This window comes from Chitinophaga sp. Ak27, from assembly GCF_012726295.1.
Taxonomy (GTDB): Bacteria; Bacteroidota; Bacteroidia; order Chitinophagales; family Chitinophagaceae; genus Chitinophaga.
In genome coordinates this window covers 615,788-627,655 of record NZ_JABAOB010000001.1, presented here as the reverse complement: position 1 = coordinate 627,655, position 11,868 = coordinate 615,788, and the positions used below count along the sequence as shown (strand labels likewise).

Genomic DNA, 11,868 nt, shown 5'->3' with positions numbered 1-11,868 from the left:
TTAGCGGGACCTGCTATCCTCGAGGTATTTCCGGATATTATTTTCCATTTCTTCCGGGTATGGATAATCCAGCTTCCGCGATAATGCGGTTCCCAGTTCGTGGACTATATCTGCCATAGCAAATAGCGCCTCCCAGTTATCTGCTATGCTGCTCCCTGAAAATGTTTTTTCTATCTTTTTCCACAGTGCCGGTGAGAGATATTTTTTGAAAAACCGCCCATATTTGTTGGTCGTAACACGCCATTGATGCTCGCTTCCAATATACCATTCAATGAGAGGCACGAGGTACTCCGTGCGGATGTTGGTTTCCGACATGAACTTGGCATAAAAGATTTCATCGCGGGCCAGGCATTTGGCAACGTAAGTGGTATCCCACCAGAAATCATTGATGATCCGTGTAAATTCTTTTTCGGTAGGTGGTTGTATCCTGCCAACGTCGTACATGGGTGGCTTTAAATCCTTTGTAAGCTGATCTTTGTCCAATAATATTTGGTAGCCAATGTCCCAATCTTCCGGTAGTACAGGCGCCTGCGCATCTTCGAGAAATTTATGGCGGCTGTAAAGTTTGAAGTCTACTTTAACCCTGTCATCATACAATACCATCTTCATCCCATGCCTGCCATCAAAGCAAGTTTCATCTTCTTCGATCATCGAAATGGGATGCCCGAAAATTTTCAGCCAGGAGTTGTCGGCAAGATAAGGCGCGTTATCTTCAAAGACCAGTTCTATATCGAGGTCGCTGAATTCGTCGACAGGGGCGGAGGGGTTAGCCAGGGAACTGGTTAATAATAAAGCCCTGATATCCCGGTTGCGCTTTGCCCAACCTATAATTTCTTCCAGTTTTTGGTCTCTCGTTGTCATACAGCCAGATTAGGTTCCTTGTAGGTAAATATAGGCTGTTCCCGCTGATAATTACAGGCTCCCTGTCCTGTGTACTATTAAATTTGACAATTAGTATTAAATTTACCCCTGCCGCAGGGAACGGGAGCTGACGGCATTTTATTGGGATGAATGAACTGGAACTACTGCAACAACTGGCGCTCGGCAACCGCGATGCGTTTACTGCTATCTACCAGCAGTACCATGGCGGCATCTATAATTACTTGCTGAAATTCACCCGGAATCCGGCGCTTACGGAGGACCTGGTGCATGATGTTTTCCTGAAGATATGGGAAATCCGGTCGCAGCTGGATATTAAGTCGTCGTTTGCCGCCTACCTGTACCGCCTGGCCCGTAATACCGCCCTTACACAACTGAACCGCATTGCCTTGTTTGATACCATCCGCGACGAGGTAATGCATCGCGCTTCCCTGGGCATCGACGACCAGTCGCTCATGAATGCCGTAGAAGCTAAACAATATGAGGAGCTGTTGCACAAGGCTATCAATAGCCTTCCGCCACAGCGCCGGGAGGCGTTTATCCTCTGCCGGCAGCAGGGTAGAAGTTATGAAGAAGCCGCCGCTCTTATGAATATTTCCCGTAATACCTTTAAACAGCACCTGTCGCTCGCCGTTAAATCGATCCGGGAATACCTGCTGGAGCATGGCAATATTTCCCTACTGATACTGTTGGTATCCCTGAAATAAAAAAAAGTTGGATTTTTTTTCCAACGCATCCACCCATTTGTTTTATTCATTAGTCTTATTGATATGGAGCCAAAAAATTTTCCTGTTGCTGACCTGCTGCAAAAATACCTGGATGGTACCCTCACGGATGCCGAGAGTATTGCTTTGTTTGCATGGCTGAGGGAAAATCCTGTGAAGGAAGATACTCAACTGGAGCCCTTGCTGGAGGCGGTATATCACCGTTCTTTCGGCGAACCGCCGGCGCTTTCGCCGGCCGCCAGTACACGTATCCTCAATAGGTTAATGGACAGTACTGCCACACCGGTAGTGCCTTTACGCCGTCGTTGGCTCCGCTATGCCGCCGCTGCGGTGCTGATCCTGGCCGCAGCCGGTACTGCCATGCTGGTCATGCGCCACCGGGATACTACACCGCCGTTGGCCGGCAACGTGGCTGCTCCGGCCAAACAAGGCAATCATGCCGTATTAACACTGGCCGATGGGCGGCAGATACAACTCGACAGCGCCCATGGCAATATTGTGCAGAGCGGGGAGCTGAAGGTGAACAATGACAGCGGCCAGCTGGACTACGAGGGGAAGGCCGGTAATATGGAATACCATACCCTCACCACGCCGCGGGGAGGCCAGTATAAGCTGCTGCTGCCCGATGGCACCACGGCCTGGCTGAATGCCGGATCCAGTATCCGCTTCCCCACCGCCTTTAATGGTAAATACCGGCAGGTGAAAATGACCGGCGAAGTATATTTCGATGTAAAACAACAGGCTAATAACCCGTTTGTGGTAGACATAAATGGTAAAGCTACGGTAGAAGTACTGGGCACGGCGTTTAACGTGAACGCCTATACGGACGAACCAGCCATCCGCACTACCCTGTTACAGGGCAGCGTCAGAATGACCCACCAGGGGAAATCCGCCATACTCGAACCCGGCCAACAGGCCATTGCCAGTCACGATCAGTTGAATGTGACCAGCAACACCGACACGGAAATGGCCGTTGCCTGGAAGAATGGACTGTTCCGCTTTGATCACACTCCCCTCGATGAAGTACTGCGACAGCTAGCCCGCTGGTACAACGTAGAGGTGGTGTATGAGAAAGGTGTACCAGACGTTCCTTTCAGTGGCGAAATAAAAAGAGACCTCGATCTGAAACAAGCACTGATCGTGCTGGGCAGCATGGGCGTGCATTGCCGGGTCGATGGCAACAAACTGATCATTATGCCGTAACATTCCGTCATGTGAGCCATACCTCGTATTCTCATCAACAGGTTGCATGAACATACAGGCCTTGTGCTGATTAAAAGCTGGAAAGCTACTGGCGGAGCTTTGTCCTGACTAAAATTAATTATTTAATCAACCAGAATTATCATGATTCCAGCATCCAATTTTTATAAACGGTTTGCCCGGAGGAACCGGCTTTTTAAAAAGCTGACCGTAGTGTTGCTGATGACCTTCAGCCTGGGGGTGTCCCTGCAGGCAGGAGCGCAAACAATTACCTATAGCAACAAAAAAGCTTCGTTGCAGCAGGTGTTTGCAGAGATCAAGAAACAGTCGAACTATGTCGTAATATTTAATCCAGACCAGATAGACGCTAGTGTCACTATTCCAGTCAATGCCAAAAACCAGCCATTAGAAGCATTTCTCAAAACCGTCTTTTCCGGTATGCCGGTGAGCTACAACATTGTAGGGACCACCATCGTACTATTCAGGAAAACCAACGGTCAACCGGAGATAACGCCCGACGACAAAACGCCCACGCGTGATGTGTCGGGCGTGGTATCCGATGACAAAACAGGCGCCGCACTGATGGCAGTGAATGTGGTGATAAACGGTACCAGCAAAGGAACACAGACCGATGAAAAAGGATTATTTACAGTAAAGAAAGTAACAGAAGAGGATATACTGACCTTTTCCTGTATTGGTTACCAGAAGATATCCGTGCCCGTAGTCAAACTGCTTTCATCCTTTAATGTGCGGATGAAAGCTGCTACCAGCGAATTAGACCAGGCCGTGGTACAGGCATATGGTGTTACCAGTAAACGCCTGGCCACCGGTAATATTACCAAGATCACCGCCAAAGAAATAGAAAGACAGCCTGTGCTCAATCCCCTGCTGGCCCTGCAGGGACAGGCGCCGGGGCTGTTGATCACCCAAACCAGCGGTTATGCCAATGCGCCGGTAAAAGTGGAGATCAGGGGGCGCAATTCCCTGGGAAGTAACTTCCTCGGCGACCCGCTTTATGTGATTGATGGCGTACCCCTGACCGTACTGGACTTACCTGGTTCCATACATAACGGAGGGATTTCTTCCGGCTTCGTACAAGGCGGCTTTTCTGCTACCGGTGGACAAAGCCCGCTGTTTAGCATGAACCCGCGTGACATTGAAAGTATTGAGGTACTGAAAGATGCCGATGCTACCGCCATCTATGGTTCCCGCGCTGCCAATGGCGTGATACTGATCACTACCAAAAAAGGCAAGCCCGGCAAAACCAACTTCTCCCTGGATATTAACCAGGGGTATATCGATGTGCCGCACCGCCGCAATATGCTGAATACCCAACAGTACCTGCAAATGCGCCGGGAAGCCTTCAAAAATGATGGCGTGGCGCCCACGCCGGCAACTGCAACAGATCTGATGGCATGGGATACTACGCGCTATACCGACTGGCAGAAAGTGCTGCTGGGCACCGGTAGCCAAACATCGGTCATGAGCAGCCTCTCCGGTGGAGATACCCATAATACCTTCCGTATCAGCGGCAACTACGCCCGGCAGGTAGATGTGCTCAGCAAAAGCGGTTCTAACCAACAGGCTACTCTGAGCGCCAATATCGGTCACCGCAGCCAGAACCAGAAACTCAACGTTTCCCTGGGAACTACTTATTCCTATACACATGTGGACGCAGTATTTGCCCTTCCTTCCATATTTATGCTTCCGCCCAATGCGCCTCCCATTTACAACAGCAAGGGTGACCTGAACTGGGACGAGTGGAATGCCACCGGCAACGGAGGCGGATTTCCCTTTGCTTATCTGAAACAAAATAATATTATTGAAACGAACCAGTTCAGCAGCAACCTGGGAATCAGTTACGAACTGCTGAAAGGGTTCACGGTTTCTGCTACTGCAGGCTATACGAACATGAATGGCTCCAGCAACCTGTTTACGCCGATTGCCTCGCAAAATCCCATCCTGAATCCCACCGGCTCCGCCAATTTTGGAACTACTAAAAATACCAACTGGATCATCGAACCACAGATGGCCTACAGCCGGTTTGTTGGCAAGGGCGATCTGAAAATACAGGTGGGTGGCTCGCTGCAATCGACCATCACCGACGGCGCCTCTACGTTTGGAATAGGGTACAGTGATGATAACCTGCTCCGCAGCATCAACAATGCGCCCATACAAATTAGTTCAGAGGCCTATGCCCGCTATAAATACGCCGGGTTATTCGGACGTATCAACTACAACTGGAATAACAAGTATATCATTAACCTCAATGCGAGGAGAGACGGATCTTCCCGTTTTGCTCCCGGCAGCCAGTTCGGCAACTTCGGTTCTATAGGGCTGGCCTGGAATGCGTCTGAAGAGCCCTGGATGAAGCAGTTGTTGCCCGACTGGGTGAGCTTCGTAAAGCTCCGCACCAGCTATGGTATCACCGGTGGGGATGGCTCTATCGGCGACTACCAGTATTTATCGCAATGGGCTACCACATCGGGTGGACGGCCGCTTAACCCCTATAACGGGCTGCAACCTATCATCCCTATTCATGCAGTAAACCAGGAATATCAGTGGGAGTCCAACAAAAAATATGAAGCCGCCCTGAGCATCAGCTTCCTCAACGACCGGGTTAACCTGGAAGGCGCTTATTACCAGAACAGGTCCGGTAACCAGATCACACGGATTCCTACACCGAAATACACCGGCTTCAGCGCGGTAGTGGGCAACTGGGCAGCGGAAGTAGAAAACGCCGGTTGGGAAGGCTTTGTACGCGCCCGCCTGATCGATAAAAAAGATATCAGCTGGTCTATGACCTTCAATATCTCAACCAACAGGAACCGGCTGATTGCTTACCCCGGCATTGAGCAGTCGCCCTACTATGCCATTTATAAAGTAGGACAGTCACTCAGCACCGTATATGTGTTGCACTACCTGGGCATAGATCCGCAAACCGGGAAATACGCTTTTGTAGATCTCAATAAAGACGGCCTGATAAATGTTAACAGCAGCGTACCGGCGGGTACTGCTGATGACGATCGTTATGTAAAAGTGGATACGAATCCTAAATATTATGGGGGTATCAATAACTCATTTACCTATAAAGGCTGGAGCCTGGACCTGTTCTTTGATTTCAAACGGCAGATTGGGTTAAATCCATATGTGGTAATACCGGGCGCCTTCGGTAACCTGCCGGCAGACGCCATACAGGATCACTGGCAGAAGCCGGGTGATATTGCTACCCGTCCAGGATTCACCAACGGTTTTGGTACCTCTATCGGATCATCGGATGCCCAGTATATCAATGCTTCTTACTTCCGCCTGCGTAATGTGGCGCTCACCTACAGCCTGCCGGAAAAACTGGTGGCCAGGGCGCATATGACCGCCTGTCGTGCGTTTATTCGCACGCAGAACGTATTTACCATCACCAACTATCCCGGTATAGACCCGGAAGTACAGGACCTCTCCAGTGTTCCTCCTTCCAGGACGATTACCGGTGGCTTATCCTTTAACTTCTAAATCAACAGCTATGCAGAGATATCAGAGAAAAATTGTGATCGCTTCCGGCTGCCTCCTGCTGGGAATGTTGGCTGCCTGTAAAAAGCTGGTGACGGTACCTGATCCGATCAACACAATTTCTACCGGGCAGGTATTCAGCAGTGAAAAACAGGCCAACAGCGCTATGGCGGGTGTATACACCCGTATGATCAACGGTGAAAGTACAGGTGATGCGAGTGGCGCCGGGCTTACCAGCTTCGCTGCGGGGCTATCTACGGTATTAGGTAGTTTGTCGTCTGACGAATTGTATAACTACCGCGGTACTACAGAACAATCATATTACGGGCTTGCTACCAACAAGCTTACCGTTTATAACAGCGACCGGCCCTGGGCTATGTGGGAGAGTGCCTATATCGCTATTTATGGCGCTAATTCTATTATTGAAGGAATAGCAGATTCCAAATCATCTATGCTGAAAGATAGTGTGAGAAAGGCGCTTGCCGGGGAAGCAAAGTTCGTGCGTGCTTTCAGTTATTTCTATCTCGTTAATTTCTTTGGAGATGTGCCGCTGGCCATGACGGTAGATTTTAACCAGACGGCCCGCCTGCCACGTGCACCACAGCAGCAGGTATATCAACAGATGCTGCAGGATCTGAAAGATGCGGCAGCTTCTATGCCGGCTGATTATCCCACTGCCAACGGCGAGCGTACAAGGCCCAACCGTTTTGCCGCTACCGCACTGCTGGCCAGGGTTTATCTGTACCTCGGCGATTATACCAATGCTGCTGCTGCGGCAACCACAGTGATTAATAACTCGGTCGACTATACGCTGGAGAGCGATCTTAACAAAGTATTTCTCAAAGGCAGCCGGGAAGCCATCTGGCAGCTGCAACAGTCGCTGCAGGACATGTACCTGAGAGATGCCACCCCCGAAGGATTTGCGATGATACCCAATGTACTGAAGGTCGGAGTAGCCAGTTTCTGTCTCACTCCTTCGCTGTTATCAGCTTTTGAGCCGGGTGATCAGCGCCTGGAGAAATGGACAGACAGCACTGACAATGCCACCGGGACTGTTGGCCAGCCTGGAGTTACCCGCTATCCGTTAAAATATAAGGTTGGTAGTCCTAATAGCAGTTTTGGTATGCCACCGGCAGAATACTATATGGTATTGCGCCTGGCGGAAATGTACCTGGTGCGTGCAGAGGCTGCGGCCAATGGTGGTCCGGGAGGTAATGCTACGGCTATCGCCGATCTGAATATGATCCGTAGCCGCGCAGGTTTGCCTGCTTTACCGGCCACCCTTAGCAAAGAACAGCTGCTGGCCGCTGTAGCAAAAGAAAGGCAAACAGAACTCTTTGCCGAATGGGGACACCGCTGGTTCGACCTGAAGCGCACCAAACGGATGCATGACGTGTTATCGGCCGTTCCGCTCAAACAACCCTGGCTGGGCGACTTCCAGGCATTGTATCCGATCCCAGTACCAGAGATTACTGTCAACCATTTCCTCACTCAAAATCCGGGCTACTAAGATGAAATCATACTTTTTCATATATGCATGGCTGTTAGCTACCGTATTGGCATCCTGTGGCAAGGAATCGGTAGCCCCGCCAGGCGCCGCTTCGCTCAACATTGTCAATGCCGTAGCAGGCAGCAGCTGGCTGGCGCCCAACCTGAAAGGCGGATTGCCGTTCGACTTCTACCGTTTGAGATTGATACAGTACGGCCAGTTCAATACCATCAACAATCACTACAGCTCCTATAGCGGGGAACAGCCCTTGTGGATATACAACTATCCCGATACAACCGATAAGGATGTACCATTGCTCAAAATGAAGCTGCAATTGCCCATAGGGTCCATGCACTCGTTGTTTGTGACTGGCACCCTGGCTCAGCCGGATAGCCTGCTCGTAGAAGAGCACCTGCCGTATCACCGCCTGGGCGACAGCACCACCGGTATCCGGTTTATGAATCTCTCTCCCGGCAGCAGGCCTGTGAAAGTAGTGATGCAGGGCAAGAATAAACCGGAGGTGACCAGCATCGCCTATAAAGCCATGTCAGATTTTATTATTTATCCTGTGAATACCTACTACGGAGACTATGTGTTTGAGTTCCGGGACGCAGCCTCGGATGCTGTTATTACCACTTACACGGCAACGGGTATACGAAATCCGCCGTTGCCGCCGAACCGGCATCCCTGGCTGTACCAGAACGCCGCCCTGGCGCTGATAGGCATTCCCGGAGGCACTGGCACCCAGCAACAAACGGTAATGGTCGTAAACTATTGATCCAACATTCAACAACCGCTATGAGTACAATACTAAAAATAGAGGGGCTCTCGCACCGCTACAGCAGCGCATGGGCTATACGTGACATCAACCTGGAAATTAACCAGGCAGGGGTAGTAGGACTACTCGGCTCCAACGGTGCTGGTAAATCCACCACCATGAACATCCTGTGCGGGGTGCTGAACCAAACCGAAGGCCAGGTAACGGTCAATGGCATCAACATGCGGGAAAACCCGGAGGAAGCCAAGAAGAACATCGGCTTCCTGCCACAGAACCCGCCGGTATATACTGATCTTACGGTAGATGAATACCTGGCTTACTGCGCCCAGCTGCGCAGAATGGAGAAAGGAAAGATAAAACAGGCGGTAGAAGAAGCCAAAGAACGGTGTGGTATTGCCCACTTCAGCACACGGCTGATAGGCAATCTCTCCGGCGGCTACCGCCAACGTGTAGGCATTGCGCAGGCCATCATCCACAAACCCAAACTGGTAGTGATGGACGAGCCCACCAACGGGCTCGATCCTAACCAGCTGATCGAAGCCAGGAAATTAATACGGGAAATAGGACAAGACCATACGGTATTGCTCTCCTCCCATATCCTGTCGGAAGTGCACCTGCTTTGCCGGGAAATAGTGATGATAGAAGGGGGCCGGGTGATCTTCTCCGACTCGATGGACGCTTTCAACAACTATGTACAACCACACAGCGTATTGACCCGCATGGAAAATCCTCCTTCCGCCACAGAACTGATGAAGATACCAGGGGCTACCAAAGTGGAATTCCTGAGCGACCGGCAGATACGCATTTATTTCGATGGCGACCAGGATATTACTGAAAGAATCATCAGCGCCAGCGTTCAGCAAGGATGGAGGCTTCGGGAGATCAACCTCGACAAAGGCCTGCTGGACGATATTTTCAAGCAATTATCCATTCAATCTCTCCAATAATATTCTTACATGAAGATGATATTCAAGATCGCGAGAACAGAATTGCGTAACCTTTTCTATTCTCCGGTAGCGTGGTTTCTTACAATTGCCTTTATGGTACAATGCGGCATATATTACACGTATGCCTTGTATCCCGTGGCCAAATGGCAGGAGGTGCTGCAACAGAATACGCCTAAGTTCAAAGACTTCGGCCTGTCGATGACCAACGGCATATTCCTGGCGCCAGATGGCATTTTTTCGAACGTATTACAGAACTTATATCTTTTTGTGCCGCTGCTGACCATGGGGCTGATCAGCCGGGAAATCAACAACGGCACCATCAAACTACTATATTCTTCCCCGGTAAAGGTAAGAGAGATCGTGTTGGGTAAATACCTGGCGATTATGACCTATAACCTCTTGCTGGTAGGAGTTGTGGGCGTTTTCATCGTAACGGGTCTGATTAATATCCGGCATGCAGATTACGGTGTGCTGTTATCAGCCGCACTGGGCTTTTACCTGCTCGTATGCGCCTATACGGCCATCGGGTTGTTTATGTCGAGCCTTACCACTTACCAGATCGTATCTGCGATAGGCAGTTTTATCCTCATCTTCGTGCTGAGCCGCATTGGTGGCCTATGGCAGAAGTACGACTTTATCAGGGACCTTACTTATTTCCTGTCTCTCTCCGGCCGTACCACCAAGATGTTGAGAGGACTGATCACGACCAAAGACCTGGTGTATTTCATTGTAATTGTATACATGTTTGTAGGCTTCACGCTGATCAAGTTAAAAGCCGGCCGTGAGTCGAAGCCCTGGTATGTGAAAGCCAGCCGATATGCGCTGATAGCGTTGACCACGCTGATAGTGGGCTACTTTACTTCCAGGCCGGGATACATCGGTTACTGGGATACCACCGCCACAAAAAGCAATACCCTGCATGCCAATACCCAGGAGATCATTCGCGACATGAAAGGGGAGCCGCTGGAGGTAACGCTGTATTGCAACCTCTTTGGAGGCGGCGTTGGGCGCGGCTTACCAGAAAACCGCAACGACTACCTCTGGACACTCTGGGAACCTTACCTGCGTTTTAAACCGGATGTGAAGTTCAACTATGTGTATTATTACGACGTAGCCGATAACGACAGTACCCTGTATAAAACCTGGGTGGGCAAAAGTGCGAAAGAAATTGCGGAAAAGATGTGCGAAGGCTACGATATTAAACCATCGCTGTTTACACCAGGCCCGGAAGTACGCAAAGTAATTGACCTGCAGCCTGAGAACTATCGCTTGGTGATGCAGTTGAAATACAAAGGCAAAACCACTTTCCTCCGTACTTTTGATGACGCCGCCTTCTGGCCGGAAGAACAGCAGGTGGCTGCTGCCTTTAAACGCCTGCTCCAGCCGGCAATGCCGAAAACTGTTTTCCTGACCGGCAACCTCGAGCGCGATATTACCAAGAAAGGAGAGCGGGAATACTTCTATCATTCGTTAGCTAAGGACAATCGTTATTCCCTGATCAACCTGGGATTTGATTCTGATACAATGTCTGCCGATACACATGATATCCCGGAAGATGTGACCACGTTGGTGCTGGCAGATCCTAAAACTACGCTGAGTGCCACTACTATGGACCGTGTAAGCCATTATCTCCATAAGGGTGGTAATATGCTGATATTGGGTGAGCCTGGCAAGCAGCAGATGCTCAACCCGTTGTTGCAGGGACTGGGCGTGCATATGTTGGATGGAACGCTGATAGAGCTATCTAAAGATGAAATGCCGCATATGGTAAAGCCTTTTATCACCCGCGAGGCAACAGATCTTTCCCAGGAACCTATCCTCGTGCTGCTGAAAGACGGATTTAAGACCGGTGAAGAAGATAATATGCCTATGCTGATGCCGGGCGTGACCGGCCTCACATTTACTACCGACAGTGGTTATACGATTACTCCGTTGCTCAACACCGCAGCAGGCAAGGTTTGGCTGAAAGCTGGCGCCCTGGTGACCGATTCGGTGCCACCGGTATATAGTCCCGCAGAAGGTGATAGCCAGGCGCCTTATTATACTACCGCCGTAGCGCTTAGCCGGAAAGTGAATAGTAAAGAGCAGCGTATTATTGTGAGCGCCGACGCCGATTTCATGAGCAACTTACGCCAGGGGGGAGCATTTCTCAGCCGCTCGTATTATTCCTGGCTCGATTACGGCAACTTCCCGATATATACGCCCAGACCAAAGGCGCAGGATACCCTACTGACCGTTGGCACCATCGGCGCAGGTATTCTTAAAATCGTATATGTGTGGGTGTTACCCGGGTTGGTATTGCTGACAGGAACCATATTATTGATCAGGAGAAAAAGAAAATAAAAT

The 11,868-nt window shown here is 50.3% G+C and carries 8 protein-coding genes; 7 read left to right on the top strand and 1 reads right to left on the bottom strand.

Going from position 1 to position 11,868, the window contains the following annotated elements; all coding sequences use genetic code 11:
* Entirely contained in the window at positions 1 to 861 is an 861-nt protein-coding gene (locus HGH90_RS02470) for an AadS family aminoglycoside 6-adenylyltransferase (RefSeq protein WP_168763423.1), read from the bottom strand.
* 146 nt (positions 862 to 1,007) lie between these two features.
* Here HGH90_RS02470 and HGH90_RS02465 point away from each other — a divergent pair, with 146 nt between their 5' ends.
* From HGH90_RS02465 to HGH90_RS02435, 7 genes are all read left to right on the top strand, one after another.
* Entirely contained in the window at positions 1,008 to 1,586 is a 579-nt protein-coding gene (locus HGH90_RS02465) for an RNA polymerase sigma factor (protein WP_168742393.1), read from the top strand.
* Between the two features lie 63 nt (positions 1,587 to 1,649).
* Positions 1,650 to 2,807 (top strand): FecR family protein, encoded by a 1,158-nt coding sequence (locus HGH90_RS02460; RefSeq protein ID WP_168763422.1) that lies wholly within the window; start codon positions 1,650 to 1,652, stop codon positions 2,805 to 2,807.
* A 141-nt stretch (positions 2,808 to 2,948) separates the two neighbouring features.
* Positions 2,949 to 6,311 (top strand): SusC/RagA family TonB-linked outer membrane protein, encoded by a 3,363-nt coding sequence (locus HGH90_RS02455; protein ID WP_168763421.1) that lies wholly within the window; start codon positions 2,949 to 2,951, stop codon positions 6,309 to 6,311.
* A 10-nt stretch (positions 6,312 to 6,321) separates the two neighbouring features.
* Positions 6,322 to 7,818: a RagB/SusD family nutrient uptake outer membrane protein gene (locus HGH90_RS02450; protein ID WP_169190313.1), complete on the top strand. Its 1,497-nt coding sequence runs from the start codon at positions 6,322 to 6,324 to the stop codon at positions 7,816 to 7,818.
* Position 7,819: 1 nt separating this feature from the next.
* Positions 7,820 to 8,575, top strand: coding sequence for a DUF4397 domain-containing protein (locus HGH90_RS02445; RefSeq protein WP_169190312.1), 756 nt, complete (start codon positions 7,820 to 7,822; stop codon positions 8,573 to 8,575).
* A gap of 20 nt (positions 8,576 to 8,595) precedes the next feature.
* Positions 8,596 to 9,522 carry an ABC transporter ATP-binding protein gene (locus HGH90_RS02440; RefSeq protein WP_168763418.1) on the top strand — a complete coding sequence of 309 codons (927 nt, stop codon included), beginning with the start codon at positions 8,596 to 8,598 and terminating at the stop codon, positions 9,520 to 9,522.
* A gap of 9 nt (positions 9,523 to 9,531) precedes the next feature.
* Positions 9,532 to 11,865, top strand: coding sequence for a Gldg family protein (locus HGH90_RS02435; protein WP_169190311.1), 2,334 nt, complete (start codon positions 9,532 to 9,534; stop codon positions 11,863 to 11,865).
* Positions 11,866 to 11,868: the final 3 nt, after the last annotated feature.

Excerpts from the sequence above, each read along its gene's own strand:
- HGH90_RS02465 (WP_168742393.1), top strand. The coding sequence starts at position 1,008 with ATGAATGAACTGGAACTACTGCAACAACTGGCGCTCGGCAACCGCGAT.
- HGH90_RS02450 (WP_169190313.1), top strand. The coding sequence starts at position 6,322 with ATGCAGAGATATCAGAGAAAAATTGTGATCGCTTCCGGCTGCCTCCTG.
- HGH90_RS02460 (WP_168763422.1), top strand. The coding sequence starts at position 1,650 with ATGGAGCCAAAAAATTTTCCTGTTGCTGACCTGCTGCAAAAATACCTG.
- HGH90_RS02470 (WP_168763423.1), bottom strand. The coding sequence starts at position 861 with ATGACAACGAGAGACCAAAAACTGGAAGAAATTATAGGTTGGGCAAAG.
- HGH90_RS02435 (WP_169190311.1), top strand. The coding sequence starts at position 9,532 with ATGAAGATGATATTCAAGATCGCGAGAACAGAATTGCGTAACCTTTTC.
- HGH90_RS02440 (WP_168763418.1), top strand. The coding sequence starts at position 8,596 with ATGAGTACAATACTAAAAATAGAGGGGCTCTCGCACCGCTACAGCAGC.
- HGH90_RS02455 (WP_168763421.1), top strand. The coding sequence starts at position 2,949 with ATGATTCCAGCATCCAATTTTTATAAACGGTTTGCCCGGAGGAACCGG.
- HGH90_RS02445 (WP_169190312.1), top strand. The coding sequence starts at position 7,820 with ATGAAATCATACTTTTTCATATATGCATGGCTGTTAGCTACCGTATTG.